Raw genomic sequence first — 14,624 nt, forward strand, 5'->3', positions numbered from 1 at the left:
AACAATTTTTATCTACATAAAAAGTCAAACTCAAGTAATCCCTTTTAATTAACAAGAAATTATGACTGACTTAAATTGAACTCAAATCAGTCGTAACTTTTGTTCTAATAATTAAGCTGAAATAAGTAATGAAACATCAACTTTATTTATAAGTTCTTTAATGTTAGTATTTGATGAACCAACTTTATTATATTTATTTACAAATAATAAGTTAACATCACTTTTTGCAACATAATTCGATAAGCTATTTGCCGTATTTGCACCATCTTCAAAAACATATTCAATAGTTCGCTTTGTTGTAGAGGCTTGTTCTTTGCTCGATTTTGATGACTTATTAGCAACTTTGAAAGATGTTAATGGCTTTTGACTATAATTTAATATGCTTTCTGTAAATGCGTAGTTAGATACGTCTTCAATATTATTTAAAAACCCTAAGGACAATTCTGAATTTGGTTCTAAGGTTTTATCCTCAGAAGCAATCATTATCAAAGCGTCGTGATTTTTAATCACATAATCTGTAATATTATCACCTACAAAACTAAACGTCTTTGTTTTTCTCTTCCCTAGTACAATAATGTCTGGTTTTGTTTGATCTACATAATCACTTATTTCATTTTTCACGTTACCAAAAGCGTGTTTACAACCAATACTTACATTGTATTCCTTTGAAATAGGTGCTATGATTTCTTGTATTTCTTTACTAGTAGCAGTATGTAATTCGTTAATTGTTCTTATGGCAGATAATTGACTTTCTTGTTCAACTATATCTGTTGGCTTTTTTACATGAAAAAAATCAATCTCTCCATCAATCATTTTAGCAAGACTAATGCTACTTTTTAATGTATTTACTGTTGCACTTTTTAAGTCTGAAAGCACTAATATTTTATATCTATTATTTTTCATGATGTTTTAATTTTAAGCAGTTTTTGGTCTTAGTTTGAAAAATTCGATAAAACTATCTGGGTTTTCAACTACGCCTCGTTCAGAAATTAATTGAATATCAATATGTCTTTCTTTAGCTTTAAATGCAAAATCATCAAGTATTTCAATAATATCATTATCTAAGTATCTTGTTTTTCTAACATCCAATTCTAAATACGTATCTCTAGGCAAGCTATCTAATTCTTTTAGTATGGCGCCTTTGTTAAAAAACGTAACCTCTTCGGCTAATGTCATCTTTATTTTATGTTTCCCATTGCTTTTATCTTCGATATGCAAAAAGTGAGAATTTTGGTAACTCTTAATCAAGATAACTACAATTCCTACGGCTAATCCCATTCCTATTCCAACTAACAAATCAGTAAATACAATACCAACTACAGTTACTGTAAATGGAACAAATTGTTTCCAACCTAAACCATACATCTTTTTAAATAGTGAAGGTTTAGCCAGTTTGTAACCAACAATAAATAAAACTGCAGCCAATACTGATAGCGGGATCATATTCAATAGCTTCGGAATTAAAACTACTGAAATCAATAAGAAAAATCCATGAATAATGGCTGAAGCTTTACTACGACCACCAGATTGAATATTTGCAGAACTTCTAACAATTACTTGAGTAATTGGTAAGCCTCCTATCATTCCTGAAATAACATTGCCAGTACCTTGAGCTAACAATTCTCTATTGGTTGGTGTTACATTTTTATTTGGATCTAATTTATCTGTAGCTTCAACACATAATAAGGTCTCTAAACTAGCTACTAGTGCAATTGTAAAAGCGACGATCCATACTTCTGGATTTGTAATTGCTGAAAAATTAGGGAAACTAAACTGTCCAATAAACGAATCAATACTATCTGGCACTGGCACACTAACTAAATGTGTAGTTTCTAATGATAATGCGCTAGATTTTGTTAAAACATAAAATACTATACCAACAATTACAGCTACTAAAGGGCCTTGAACAATTTCAAAAAACTTACCCTTCTTACTCAGCACATTGCTCCATAGCAATAAGATTCCTAAAGCAATAAGTGCTATTAGTGTTGCTCCTTTATCAAAATTTCCGCTTAATAATGCGTTTATTGCTTTAAGCAATTCAGTAAAAGTATTTTCACCATCAACTTGTAAAAATGCAAAATCACCTTCAGGGTTTTTATCAAGTCCGAAAAAATAAGGTATTTGTTTTAAAATTATAATAATCCCTATTCCTGTTAACATTCCTTTAATTACTGAAGATGGAAAGTAGTATCCAATAATTCCAGCTTTAAGTAAACCAAAAATTAATTGTATAATGCCACCTAATACTACAGCAACTAAAAAGTTTTGGTAACCACCTAGTGTGGCTATCGAGGTCAATACAATTGCTGCTAATCCAGCCGCAGGACCACTAACTCCAATTTTAGAGCCACTTAGTGAGCCTACAACAATACCGCCTATAATACCTGCAATCAGACCTGAGAACAGTGGCGCTCCACTAGCTAAAGCAATTCCTAAACACAATGGCAATGCAACAAAAAATACTACTATACTTGCGGGCAAGTCATTTTTGATAGTTTTAAACATAGATAAATTCATTTACGCTAGAGAAATCGATCAATAGCTAGTTCTTATTAATTGTAATTATGGATAAAGATTATCCGTTTTCTAAAAAGTTATGAAATGAACTCTGGAGGAGGAGAAATTAAGTTCAAGTGAGGTTTCGGATAGTTCTTAAACCGATACGCCATGTGATTATCAGTATTTAATATAAACCATGACTCTAAACCTGTATTACTTTCTGATAAGAGGACATCTATTTCTTTATTTTTTTCATCACTCTTATTCTCTTCTTCTTCTGTAGTAGAATAGAAATAGGATACATCAGCAGTGTCATCAATAGCTATAATTATTGTTGGTGCAGCAATAAGCGACACAAACAAAATTGAAAAGAAAATAGCTATAATAGTTTTATTCATAAGAATTGGAATAAACTCAAATATAAGATTTGATTTTAAATATTTGGTAAAATATATCAAAAAGTCTTTAATATTCTAATATCATCATTCATTACCCAACCTGTTTTACCATCTGATAGTTTGATTTTTTTCCAATTATCAACGGTATCTAACACCTGTACTTTAGTCCCTTCATGTAAAATAAAAGATTCTGTACTTCTCAAATTGGGTTCGCTTTTTATTTTAGCTTCTTGAGCAAATACAATAGCTGGCTGGTCTTTTTTTACCAGTTGGAATTTATGAAATGCAAATGCCAAAGCAATTAGAGCTAGCATAAGACATGCCAAGCTTGATACAAATGCTATACGCTTTTTAGCAGTAGAATACGTAAAATAATAACTTATAAATAATAACACAAAACAAATAACTAAAATAATAGCAGTTTTTCCCCAAGCATCGAAACCCATAAGATTGGTAACATTTTTTATAAGTTTCGTAAGGCCAACCTCTGGAACCGTATCTATAGCATCAACAGTCATATTTCTTGCAAAAGCAATATTGTTTTTGATGTCTTTGTCATTGGGTTTTAACAATAAAGCCTTTTCATAATAATAAATGCTAGGCGCAATATGATTCAATTTATAATGAGCATTGGCTATATTATAATACAACTCTGCCGAATGTACTTCAGTTTCTAAAATTGTATTGTATTTTTCTAGAGCTTCAGTATAATTAGCATTATTATACAATGCATTAGCCTCTTCAAAAACTTGACTGTTTTGAGCATAAAGCAATCCGCTTAATAAAAAAGCAACTATGTATATTAATTGTTTCATAAGTTCACTAACTTATCTTAATTCTTTATCAATTATAGAAATTGTTTTAGCGGCCTTATCATAATCTTGCTGCATTTCAACATTTGTAATTGGTGTATATCTTGCAAGTTCGCAGTGTTCTAAAATACTATTGAACTCCAAAATAGTGTTATTATTGACCTGACGAGTTATTAATAGCTCGTTGATTTTTTCTTTGCTCAAATCACTAGTTTCAATAAGTAATTTTGCTTTTAAATAATTATGTAGTGCTCGTTCTAAAGCGATGTAAAAGGCTTCCTTTTTTCCTAACGATTTCTTTGCTTCACTCAAGTACCTTCTAGCTAATCTATCGGCTTTTCTAACTTTATTCCCTAGAACATCGGCACTTCTTTTTTCTTTTCTATTACGATATACTAATGCTAAAGGAATCGCTAATAGAGGCAGCAAAAGAGTAGACCAAAATGCCGTAGTTTTAAAAAAATATGAGAACTCAATAGGCTGGAGATTAGCTTCAGTTTTTACAAATGCAAATTGATCACTATTCATAACCACCTCTTGTTTACCTGTATTTGTCGAAGCTATATTATTATCTGAATTTGCGGTATTAATTGGACCTTCAATAACATCGATAACTATTTCTCCTGAAGTTACTGTTTTGTACGATTCTGTTTCAAGATCAAAATAAGAAAACGAAACGCTAGGTATTGGATATTTCCCTTTAAATTGAGGTACAATCGTATAATTATCTGAAATTACACCATTCATACCACCAAGATTAGTGGTTACCTTTTCGTTATGTTCTGGTTCGTAAACTTCTAATGAATTTGGTAATTTGAGTTTTGGCAACTCAAAAAGTTTTAAGTTTCCTTTACCAGTAACCTCAACACGTGCTTGTAAAGACTCAGAAGCATTTAATTCAGACTTTGATGTGATGACATTGAATTTGAAATCACCAACAGCTCCTGTAAAGTTTTCTGGTTGTCCTTGTTCAGGCAATGGTTTTACATTAATAGTTCTACTTCCTGCAGAGACACGTTTGTTTACTTGTGTCATTAACCGACCTCCAAAAAAATCTCTTCGTTTGGTCGGTACTTCAACAGTCACATCTAAACTTAATGGCTCTATTTCAAGTTTTCCTGTTTTTTGAGGGTACAAAACTGTTTTACGCAATACAACATATCGATAATTATCGTCACCATTGTAACTTCCGTTTTGAATTTTTAAGCCTTTAATACTGATGTTTTGGCTCCAAAAGTCATTATACCTTGGGTTATCAATCTCTCTCCAATTACTAACGCCTGTATTTTGAGACACGTAAAGCTTATATACCACAGTAATTGCCTCATTTAAATAAGGGTTAGCTTTTGATACTTCAGCAACTAAATGAATATTATCTGAAGCTACCTGTTCGGCATTATCAGGATCGTTAGGTCGTTTTACAGCTGCTGTCACATTTACAGTAACTACTTGAGTTTTATAGACCACTCCTTCAATTTCTATGGTAGCTTGATTGATTTTTAATTGCCCTCTCTTCTTTGGCGCCAAGAAATAACTGTACGTTTTTTTATAAGAACGTTTTCCATTTAACCATGACTGACTTACAGACGTATTTGGCCCTCCTACAACCGTAAAGTTTGCAAAATCTGGTGGATTAAAATTATCGCCATCCTTATTCATTTCAAAATCAATACGTAAACGTTCGTTAATACCTAGTTTCGTTTTACTCACTTTAGCCTCAAATGTAATTTGTGCAGAAGTAATACTAGTTATAAGTACGAAAAATAAAATTGATACGTATTTCATTTTATTAAGTTTGATAATAGTCTACCAGTCTTTTTCAGTTTTTACCTTAACGCCTTTTTGTTTTTCAGCATTAATTTTTTCTTGAACTTTTTGTTCTTGGTTGTTCATAGCCTCTAGTAGGCTTTTTATTTGTTGTGGTGAAAGCTGGCCTTGTTTAGGCTTTGGCTGCCCTTTGTTTTCTTTTTCTTTATCCCCTTTATTTTCTTTTTCCTCCTCATCTTTAGGCTTGCCTTCTTCATCTTTCTCATCTTCGCCTTCCTTTTTATCTTGATCGCCTTCGTCCTTTTTATCGTCTTCTTTCTTGTCTTGATCTTGATCTTGTTCCTGTTTATTTTCGTCTTCCTTCTCGTTCTCGTCTTCTTTTTCCTCGTCTTTATTTTGCTGTTGCTGTTGTTCAGCGCATTCTTTTGCTATTGCAAAATTATATCTTGTCTCATCATCTGAAGGATCATTACGCAATGCATTTTTGTAAGCTTCAACCGCTTCTTGGCAGAGTTCTCGTTGCATTAAAATATTTCCAATATTATGATATGCTTTATGCTTTTCTGTTTTAGAAATCGCATTTTTTGCTGCTTGAGTATGCCTAAACAAAGCTTCGTCATAATTCCCTTTTTCATAATATGAGTTTCCAAGGTTATATGTGCCCGAAACCGTAGTTGGTTGTTCAGAAATTGCTTTTCTATATTCCATCTCAGCAGAGATATAATCTTCAGCGTCTACCAACTCGTTAGCTTCATATACATAACTATTAGCTTTCTCAACAGCCATTTTCATCTGTTTTTCTTTATCTTTTTCTTGGGCGAAAGAAAAGGCAGAGATAAAAGCTAAGCAACTAATAATAAATTGTTTCATGTGTGTTAGAATTTAACTTATTTTTTGTTCTATCCGTTTTTTTAACCTAATATGCAAATAGCAAGATAAAAAACACTTAGACTCTATATAGTTAAAGATTTTATAAATTATGTGAAGATCAAAAATTCTCGTTGAAAAGATTTAAACGTTTCAACCATTCGGTTTTTCGTTCTAAGAAAAATATATCAATAAATAGAAAGAAAATAGCAAACGCTATAAACCACTGAAATTGATCCTTAAAATCAGCAAATTCTTTAGCTTCAAATTCTGTTTTATCCATTTTATTGAGAATATCTCTAATAGCTTCTACAACATCTCCAGTATTCTTGCCATTGATGTAGGCTCCATTAGCTTCAGAAGCTATCTCTTTGAGCGTGTCTTCATTTAGTTTAGTAATAACTGTTTCACCTTTGTTGTCTTTTTTATAATTAAGAACAACTCCATTTTTTTTGATAGGTATTGGCCCTCCTTTAACATCACCAACACCTATAGTGAATATTCTGATTCCTTCGTTACTTGCTTCTTCAGCTACGCTAGCTGCTACATCAGTATGATCTTCTCCATCTGATATAATAATAAGTACTCGATTGGTCTGTTCTTCATTATCAAAATATGTTTTTGCTAGCTCAATAGCTTCACTGATTGCTGTTCCTTGTGAAGACAACATGTCTGTATTCATATTCTGTAAGAACATTTTTGCAGAGGCATAATCTGTTGTAATTGGTAATTGCGGAAACGCTTTTCCTGCATATGCAATAATACCAACACGATCACTGGCTAAATTATTAATAATTTGAGTAACCAATTGTTTCGATTTTTCTAATCGATTCGGAGCTATATCTTCGGCCAACATACTTTTAGAGACATCTACGGCAAAAACGATATCTACACCCTCTCGCTTAACTGTCTCTAATTTTGTTCCAATTTTTGGATTAACCAAAGCAATAGATAGACAAGCAAATGCTAAGCATAATAAGAAGACCTTTAATACAGATTTAAATATTGATTGATTAGGGCTTAAACGTTTGAGCAATGTTTTGTTGGCAAATCGCTTTTGAGTTCTATACTTCCAAAGTTGTAACACTAGAAATAACAGGATGATTACTGGTATAACCAATAACACCCAAAACCATATTTTCTCTTCTAATTGAAACATCTTATCTTACTTTATTATACAAAGCTCCTAAAAACAGTATAACGCAACAGTAATTCTAACAGTAGTAGTAAACTTGCCAAAATTAATAATGGACGATACTTTTCTTCGTAATTATAGAATTTAAACTCTTCTATTTCTGTTTTTTCTAATTTGTTTATTTCACTGTATATCTCTCTAAGCTTTTTATTGTTTGTTGCTCTAAAATATTTTCCTCCAGTTACATCTGCAATTTGCTGTAATAGTTCTTCATCGATTTCTACTTGAACTCTTCCGTATTGAAATGCCCCATTATTTTTCATAGCAACAGGAGACAATGCCATTCCGTTGGTTCCTAAGCCAATTGTATAGGTTTTAATTCCATATTCTACTGCAAGTTCACTTGCTATTTTTGGATCTATAAACCCAGAATTATTAACACCATCTGTCAAGAGGATAATTACCTTACTTTTTGCCTTACTATCCTTTAATCTGTTTACTGCAGTTGCTAAACCCATTCCGATAGCTGTTCCACCTTCAATGATGGTATTGTATTTAATATCTCTTAGTGAACGCAGCACAATAGCTTTATCACTTGTAATTGGAGTTTTAGTATAGCTTTCTCCTGCGTACTCTACAAGTCCTATTCTATCGTTTGGCCGACCTTGTATAAATTGTGCGGCAACTTTTTTCAAGGCTTCTAATCGGTTAGGCGATAAATCTTTAGCTAGCATACTTGCAGACACATCTATTGCCATAACAATATCTATACCTCGAGTGGTTTTTGTTTTTGAAGATACATCAACAGTTCTTGGTCTTGCTAAAGCTGTTATTAATAGCGCTAGGGCTAGAAGTCTAAGAGCAAATAATAGTGGTCTCAATTTTACTAGCCAAGACCTTGTAACTTTAAACCCATTTAGGCTAGATATTTTAAGTTCAGCTGTTTGCCGCTTATGTTTAAATACATACCACAGTATAGCTAGAGGCAATAGTACCAATAACCAAAATAATTCTTTATTTAAAAACTCAATTCCTTCAAACATTATTCTTTCTCCTCTTTTGTAAGTTCTACAGAATTCAAAATGCGTTCAATAATTTGATCTACATAGGTGTCATTTCCTTTCCATTGCAATAAGATTTGTTGTCTTACATTTTCAGACTTAAACAGTAAAATAGTATAATTTGACGACTCAGAATCACCATCAATTATCAATTTCATCGAGCCATAGGTTTTAAGACCTTCAGCATTATTTGGTGTAACAAATTTGTCTCTTTTTACTGTTATATCTGATGCGCCTTCAGCTTCTAATCGTCGTAAATATTGTTCTGAGGCTTTAAGTAACTCATTGGCTACTGCTTCGTCTGAAGCTGCTTGTTGTTTTTCCTCTTCAGAATAATTAAACATTGTAGTACTCACTTGAATATCAATACCTGAAGCAGCAGATAAGTATCTGAATGTCGTGTTTGATATTTTATCTTTCAATTCTTCTGGAAGTTCTACTGTTTCACGTTTCAAAACTTTTGGTGTGGTTATGCTCACTGGTGGAAATCCGTAATCACTTTTTACCCAATTTCCTTCAAGCAATTCTTTACTCTCTTTTCCTGTAATGGTATCTACCACATATTGAAATCCGTATTTGACTCCAAATCCTATAAATGTGGCGATCAATATCAATACACTTGCAACAATTGTAGTTATAATCTTTCTACGTTTCTTTTTCTTTTCTTGTTGTTCTTTATATTGTTGATCGAGAAGTTTTTCTTCTTCAGTTGGTTCTGGCAGAGCTTCTTTAACATGATCTATCTCGATATCTATCGTATTCCTATCTAATCTTGCCAGTTCTACATTAGGAGCAGATTTAGCAAACTTTACTAAATCGGCACGTTTTAAAATTGCTTCAAGATTTTTAATATCATCTTTGCCCAAGTCTATTTGATTGGCGTCGTCTAAAAGATGTAATCTGGATATTAGCTCATCTGTTGTACTTTCTAGTGCTTTTTCGTAGACTTTTTCATCTAAATATTTTCTAATAATAAATGTCAATTCTGAATAATAATCTTTTAATTCAGCATTTTGAAGATATGTACTTTCATCTAGTTTTTTTAGCGCTAATTTCGCTCTGTCATATGGTGGAAGTAATGCAATCTCTTCTTCTTCTGTAAGTGGTTTTTTTCGCCATATGAGCCAATATAAAACGAAAGCAACTAGACCAATAGCGGCTAAGACGATTAAGATAATAAGCCATGTTTTGCTTTTCTTTTTTTCAACTTCTATAATTGGTTTTATATCATAAAGCCCTTGTTTGGTGGTGTCTACAGCAACATTAAACACTTGTACTTTTAAAGAATCTGTAAAAAAAGTTTTTGCTCCAATTACAACTTTTTGTCTCGGTATTGTGTACGACCCAGAATCAAACTTGGTTAATCCGTATTTTTTTATAAAAGAATACTTGGCATTTTTATTAGTTGTATCTATAGCATACGTTTCAATCACCTCTAAAGGTGAAAATGTTTGCCCTTCTGGAAATACAACTAGGTCTGTAGTGTCTGCTTCAACTTTAATTTTATAGGTAATTTGTTCGCCAATTTTGATTTTGGTAGAATCTATTGACGATGTAACCTGGGCATTTAAACCAATAGAAAATAATACACAGAAAACAGTAAATAAGGTTACTTTTTTACTATTCATGTTATCTATATTATTTAATTTAAAATACTTCACTATTACTTTTATGGAGATTTATCCTCTTTGTTTAAAATAACCTAATAATTTTTTCACGTAACTTTCATCTACGCGACAATCAATAGTTCCTGCACCAGATTTGGTAAATGCCTCTTTATAATAACTTACCTTTTCTTGATAGTATTTTTCATAATTGCGTCTAACACTTTTAGAACTAGTATTCACTAACATTAATTCTCCAGTTTCTTCATCTAGCATTTGCACCATTCCTAAATTTGGAATTTGCGCTTCATACCTATCATAAATTCTTATTCCAGTAATATCGTGCTTACCAGAAGCTATTTTAAGTGTTTGTTTATAATCGTCAGAAATGAAATCGCTGAGCACAAAAACGATAGCTTTCTTTTTCATCACATTAGATAAAAATTTCAATGCTTCAGATATATCTGTTAATTTACTTTTTGGCTTAAACTCAATTAATTCACGAATAATTCTTAACACATGTGAACGTCCTTTCTTAGGTGGAATATAGAGTTCGATCTCATCAGAAAATAAGATCAACCCAATTTTATCATTATTTTGTGTGGCAGAGAAAGCTAATGTAGCAGCAATTTCTGTTGCAATTTCATTCTTAAATTGTTCGTCTGTACCAAACAGTTTTGATCCAGATATATCAACCATAAGCATCATGGTTAATTCGCGTTCTTCTTCAAAAACTTTTACAAAGGGTTCGTTATAGCGCGCAGTTACGTTCCAATCAATATTTCTAACATCGTCACCAAATTGATACTGTCTAACTTCAGAAAAGGTCATCCCACGTCCTTTGAAAGTTGAATGATATTCACCTCCAAATATATGATCAGACAAACGTCTTGTCTTAATCTCTATTTTCCGTACTTTCTTTAGTAATTCCTTAGTATCCATTTCAGTTTGCGATTGCAGATTTCTGATTTACGATTAGATAAAAAATCGTTGTTCTCAATTCTAAAATCTAAATTCTATGGTACTTCGATTTCGTTTACGATCTTATTAATAATATCTTCTGAAGTTACGTTTTCTGCTTCAGCTTCATATGTAATCCCTATTCTATGTCGCAATACATCATGAACAACGGCTCTAACATCTTCAGGAATTACATAACCTCTGCGTTTTATAAATGCGTAGCATTTAGCTGCTGTAGCAAGGTTGATACTTCCTCGAGGAGAGGCTCCAAACGAAATAAGCGGTTTTAAATCGGCAAGCTTATATTTTTCAGGGTAACGTGTAGCGAATATAATATCGAGTATGTATTTCTCAATTTTTTCATCCATATAAACCTCTCGAACTACTTTTTGAGCATTTAATATTTGACTAATCGATATTACAGGATTTACTTTGTCCCAGGCTCCTTTTAAATTAGCCCTCATGATTAGTTGCTCTTCATCTTGTTTAGGATAATCAATCACTGTTTTGAGCATGAAACGGTCAACCTGTGCTTCAGGTAATGGATAAGTTCCTTCTTGTTCAACAGGGTTTTGAGTTGCCATAACCAAGAACGGCTTATCTAAAATAAAGGTTTCATCTCCAATAGTTACTTGCTTTTCCTGCATAGCCTCTAATAAGGCTGATTGTACTTTTGCTGGTGCTCTGTTAATTTCATCTGCTAAAACAAAATTTGCAAATATTGGACCTTTCTTTATTGAAAAGTCATTAAGCTTCATATTATAAATGAGTGTTCCTACAACATCTGCAGGCAAAAGATCTGGTGTAAACTGAATTCTACTAAAACTGCCATCTACAGCTTGAGACAGCGTATTAATGGCTAATGTTTTTGCGAGGCCAGGAACACCTTCAAGTAAGATATGACCTTGACCTAATAATCCAATAAGTAAACGTTCAACCATGTGCCTCTGTCCTACGATAACTTTGTTCATTTCCATTATTAGCAAATCAACAAAGGCACTTTCTTTTTCAATTTTCTCATTAATCGACTTGATATCGATCGTACTTGTTTCTTCCATTATCATCGTGTTTTAAACCTATAGAATTTAGTAGACGCAATTTGTTAAAATTTTTATTGTATTGCTGTTAATAATTGGTTAAAACTTCAAGAGCAATGCGGTTTGCATTGCTCTTGAGAATTATATGGTCTTGAAACTTTTCTAAAACAAATTGAAAAGCCTCATTAGTGTGTTCATTTTCGGTTGAAAATCTGCCTTAGTATCTGAAGAAAAAACGATAGATTCATCTAGATCAACTTCAATTGTGAAATCATACAGTTTATTAGCAACCAATTGCTTTTCTACAATATTAACTGAAGCTCCTTCATATTCTGGAGCCATTATCAAGTCATATTCTATACCTGTTTTCACTACAGAATTATTGTCGCCTAAAACCAATTTGATACTATAGATAAATTCCGAAGGGACTTGCTCAAAATCTACCAAAGTCACAACTTGATCAGTAGTAAAATTAGTTAAATCGTGAACTCCAGTATTCATAGCATTTAAACTAACCCATGCGTTTGGGTCTGATTCGTCTTCCATAATTCTAAACTGCACGTCAAGTATTTCAATATTAACTTTATTTAATGGTGTTTCAGTTCCAACAAGTTTAACACTGACTAAACTATTTTCAAATTGAGTAGTAGCTTCTTCTTTTGAGCAACTACTCAAAAAAAACAAGAACATTAAACTAAATAATACGGCTTTTGCAAATTGGAAATATTTCATGATTTGGGAACATTTAATAAATACATAACAATGATACTTTATTATTCAAGATTTGACTATTTTTATACATGAATTGCAAAAAAACCCGTATAAACTGAAAAAAAAGTGACATATTCTCGATTAATTGCAGGCACCATGACTTGGGGAAGTTGGGGAAAGCAATACTCAAAAAAAGACATGATTGCATTAATGCATCACTGTTTAGATCATAACATCACCGCTTTTGATCATGCCGATATTTATGGCGGATATACTACTGAAACAGATTTTGGTAATGCATTTGCAGAAAGTGGTATTGCTCGTGAAAAAATTCAACTGATTACCAAATGTGGGATTCAATATATTAGTGACAACCGAAACAATACTATCAAGCATTATGATTATAGTAAAGATTACATTATATGGTCTGCTAAAACCTCATTAAAGCATTTAAAAACGGATTATTTAGATTTATTCTTATTACACAGACCTAGCCCTTTGATGCATCCAAATGAAGTGGCTGAAGCCATTTCTGAATTGATGCAAAGTGGCTTAATTAAAAGTTTTGGTGTCTCTAATTTTGCTCCTTCTCAAATTGAGCTCATTTCAAGTGCAGTTGATATCTCTGCAAATCAAATTGAATTTTCATTAACGCAACACACTGCGATGCACAATGGCGCTTTAGATCAGATGCTATTAAAGAAAATCACACCAATGGCATGGTCGCCTCTCGGGTCTGTTTTCAGAGAAGATAATGAACAAACAAGAAGAATTCATAAACAACTAGGTGAATTAATAGATACGTATAATGCTACTGAAGATCAATTATTATTGGCTTGGATATTAAAACATCCAGCACAAATTCATCCTGTTATTGGAACCACGAACAAGAAGCGAATTGTTGATGCCGTTAAAGCAAGTGATATTGACCTTGAGCTTGAAGATTGGTTTAAGATTCTAGTGGCTTGTCAAGGACATAAAGTTCCGTAAATGTAAGACAAATAAACATGAAGAAAATAGCACTTATTACTGGAGCCACAAGTGGAATTGGTAGGGCAACTGCTCATGAATTTGCAAAACATGGAATCCATTTAATTTTATGTGGTAGGCGACAAGAACGCTTAGACACTATAAAAAATGCATTACATAAAGAAACGCGAGTACATACTTTAAATTTTGACGTTCGTGATAAGGATTCTGTTGCAGAAGCCATTGCATCTCTTCCGAAAAGCTTTAAATCTATTGACATCTTAATTAACAATGCTGGGAATGCTCATGGTCTTGACCCAATACAGAAGGGCAGTATAGAGGATTGGGATGCTATGATGGATATTAATGTAAAAGGCTTACTATATGTTAGTAAAGCCGTGATTCCTCAAATGACAGAACGCAAATCTGGTCATATCATTAACATAGGCTCTTCAGCTGGAAAGGAGGTTTATCCTAAAGGAAATGTGTATTGTGCAAGTAAACATGCGGTTTTAGCAATTACTGAAGGTATGCGAATTGATCTAAACCCTTTCGGAATAAAAGTTTCTGCTATAAACCCAGGTTTGGTCGAAACTGAATTTTCAAAAGTACGGTTTAAAGGTGATGCTCTAGCTGATAATGTATACAAAGGCTATGAAGCCTTACAAGCTCAAGATGTAGCAGAGGTGATCTACTTTGCCATATCTAGACCAGCTCATGTAAATATTGCCGATGTGTTAATGTTTTGCACAGCTCAAGCTAGTTCTACTATCGTTAAAAAAGAAATTAGCCAATTGTAAA

At 32.6% G+C, this 14,624-nt stretch carries 14 protein-coding genes; 2 read left to right on the forward strand and 12 right to left on the reverse strand.

Annotation, left to right across the window (positions count from 1 at the left end):
- Positions 1–111 precede the first annotated feature (111 nt).
- From Q0876_RS00855 to Q0876_RS00910, 12 genes are all read right to left on the reverse strand, one after another.
- Positions 112–903 carry a universal stress protein gene (locus tag Q0876_RS00855; RefSeq protein ID WP_299223075.1) on the reverse strand — a complete coding sequence of 264 codons (792 nt, stop codon included), beginning with the start codon at positions 901–903 and terminating at the stop codon, positions 112–114.
- A gap of 12 nt (positions 904–915) precedes the next feature.
- Positions 916–2,508: a SulP family inorganic anion transporter gene (locus Q0876_RS00860; RefSeq protein ID WP_299223077.1), complete on the reverse strand. Its 1,593-nt coding sequence runs from the start codon at positions 2,506–2,508 to the stop codon at positions 916–918.
- 89 nt (positions 2,509–2,597) lie between these two features.
- Positions 2,598–2,900, reverse strand: coding sequence for a hypothetical protein (locus Q0876_RS00865; RefSeq protein ID WP_299223079.1), 303 nt, complete (start codon positions 2,898–2,900; stop codon positions 2,598–2,600).
- Positions 2,901–2,956: 56 nt separating this feature from the next.
- Positions 2,957–3,715, reverse strand: a complete 759-nt coding sequence (locus tag Q0876_RS00870; protein ID WP_299223081.1) for a tetratricopeptide repeat protein — start codon at positions 3,713–3,715, stop codon at positions 2,957–2,959.
- A 12-nt stretch (positions 3,716–3,727) separates the two neighbouring features.
- On the reverse strand, positions 3,728–5,497 hold the full coding sequence (locus tag Q0876_RS00875; RefSeq protein WP_299223083.1) for a BatD family protein: 1,770 nt from the start codon (positions 5,495–5,497) through the stop codon (positions 3,728–3,730).
- 21 nt (positions 5,498–5,518) lie between these two features.
- Positions 5,519–6,349: a tetratricopeptide repeat protein gene (locus Q0876_RS00880; RefSeq protein WP_299223085.1), complete on the reverse strand. Its 831-nt coding sequence runs from the start codon at positions 6,347–6,349 to the stop codon at positions 5,519–5,521.
- A gap of 118 nt (positions 6,350–6,467) precedes the next feature.
- Complete coding sequence (locus Q0876_RS00885) at positions 6,468–7,505, reverse strand: VWA domain-containing protein (RefSeq protein WP_299223087.1); 1,038 nt, start codon at positions 7,503–7,505, stop codon at positions 6,468–6,470.
- A gap of 14 nt (positions 7,506–7,519) precedes the next feature.
- Positions 7,520–8,524 (reverse strand): VWA domain-containing protein, encoded by a 1,005-nt coding sequence (locus Q0876_RS00890; RefSeq protein WP_299223089.1) that lies wholly within the window; start codon positions 8,522–8,524, stop codon positions 7,520–7,522.
- Entirely contained in the window at positions 8,524–10,170 is a 1,647-nt protein-coding gene (locus Q0876_RS00895; protein ID WP_299223091.1) for a BatD family protein, read from the reverse strand. Before Q0876_RS00895 ends, Q0876_RS00890 begins: the two co-directional genes overlap by 1 nt.
- A gap of 51 nt (positions 10,171–10,221) precedes the next feature.
- Positions 10,222–11,088, reverse strand: coding sequence for a DUF58 domain-containing protein (locus Q0876_RS00900; RefSeq protein ID WP_299223093.1), 867 nt, complete (start codon positions 11,086–11,088; stop codon positions 10,222–10,224).
- A 74-nt stretch (positions 11,089–11,162) separates the two neighbouring features.
- Positions 11,163–12,164, reverse strand: a complete 1,002-nt coding sequence (locus tag Q0876_RS00905; protein WP_299223095.1) for a MoxR family ATPase — start codon at positions 12,162–12,164, stop codon at positions 11,163–11,165.
- A gap of 141 nt (positions 12,165–12,305) precedes the next feature.
- Positions 12,306–12,875, reverse strand: coding sequence for a DUF4382 domain-containing protein (locus Q0876_RS00910; RefSeq protein WP_299223097.1), 570 nt, complete (start codon positions 12,873–12,875; stop codon positions 12,306–12,308).
- Between the two features lie 105 nt (positions 12,876–12,980).
- Between Q0876_RS00910 and Q0876_RS00915 the strand changes: the two genes are divergently transcribed.
- Both Q0876_RS00915 and Q0876_RS00920 read left to right on the forward strand, forming a co-directional pair.
- The gene (locus tag Q0876_RS00915) at positions 12,981–13,844 is read left to right on the forward strand and encodes an aldo/keto reductase family oxidoreductase (protein ID WP_299223099.1); all 864 of its coding nucleotides are present in this window, start codon (positions 12,981–12,983) and stop codon (positions 13,842–13,844) included.
- Positions 13,845–13,861: 17 nt separating this feature from the next.
- Positions 13,862–14,623 (forward strand): SDR family NAD(P)-dependent oxidoreductase, encoded by a 762-nt coding sequence (locus Q0876_RS00920; RefSeq protein ID WP_299223101.1) that lies wholly within the window; start codon positions 13,862–13,864, stop codon positions 14,621–14,623.
- The last annotated feature ends 1 nt before the right edge of the window (position 14,624 follow it).

Origin of the sequence: uncultured Psychroserpens sp., from assembly GCF_947503375.1 — a bacterium.
Taxonomy (GTDB): domain Bacteria; phylum Bacteroidota; class Bacteroidia; order Flavobacteriales; family Flavobacteriaceae; genus Psychroserpens.

Coding starts and splice junctions, on each gene's coding strand:
- Q0876_RS00880 (WP_299223085.1), bottom strand. CDS start 6,349: ATGAAACAATTTATTATTAGTTGCTTAGCTTTTATCTCTGCCTTTTCT.
- Q0876_RS00875 (WP_299223083.1), bottom strand. CDS start 5,497: ATGAAATACGTATCAATTTTATTTTTCGTACTTATAACTAGTATTACT.
- Q0876_RS00895 (WP_299223091.1), bottom strand. CDS start 10,170: ATGAATAGTAAAAAAGTAACCTTATTTACTGTTTTCTGTGTATTATTT.
- Q0876_RS00910 (WP_299223097.1), bottom strand. CDS start 12,875: ATGAAATATTTCCAATTTGCAAAAGCCGTATTATTTAGTTTAATGTTC.
- Q0876_RS00860 (WP_299223077.1), bottom strand. CDS start 2,508: ATGTTTAAAACTATCAAAAATGACTTGCCCGCAAGTATAGTAGTATTT.
- Q0876_RS00900 (WP_299223093.1), bottom strand. CDS start 11,088: ATGGATACTAAGGAATTACTAAAGAAAGTACGGAAAATAGAGATTAAG.
- Q0876_RS00865 (WP_299223079.1), bottom strand. CDS start 2,900: ATGAATAAAACTATTATAGCTATTTTCTTTTCAATTTTGTTTGTGTCG.
- Q0876_RS00855 (WP_299223075.1), bottom strand. CDS start 903: ATGAAAAATAATAGATATAAAATATTAGTGCTTTCAGACTTAAAAAGT.
- Q0876_RS00885 (WP_299223087.1), bottom strand. CDS start 7,505: ATGTTTCAATTAGAAGAGAAAATATGGTTTTGGGTGTTATTGGTTATA.
- Q0876_RS00890 (WP_299223089.1), bottom strand. CDS start 8,524: ATGTTTGAAGGAATTGAGTTTTTAAATAAAGAATTATTTTGGTTATTG.
- Q0876_RS00870 (WP_299223081.1), bottom strand. CDS start 3,715: ATGAAACAATTAATATACATAGTTGCTTTTTTATTAAGCGGATTGCTT.
- Q0876_RS00920 (WP_299223101.1), top strand. CDS start 13,862: ATGAAGAAAATAGCACTTATTACTGGAGCCACAAGTGGAATTGGTAGG.
- Q0876_RS00905 (WP_299223095.1), bottom strand. CDS start 12,164: ATGGAAGAAACAAGTACGATCGATATCAAGTCGATTAATGAGAAAATT.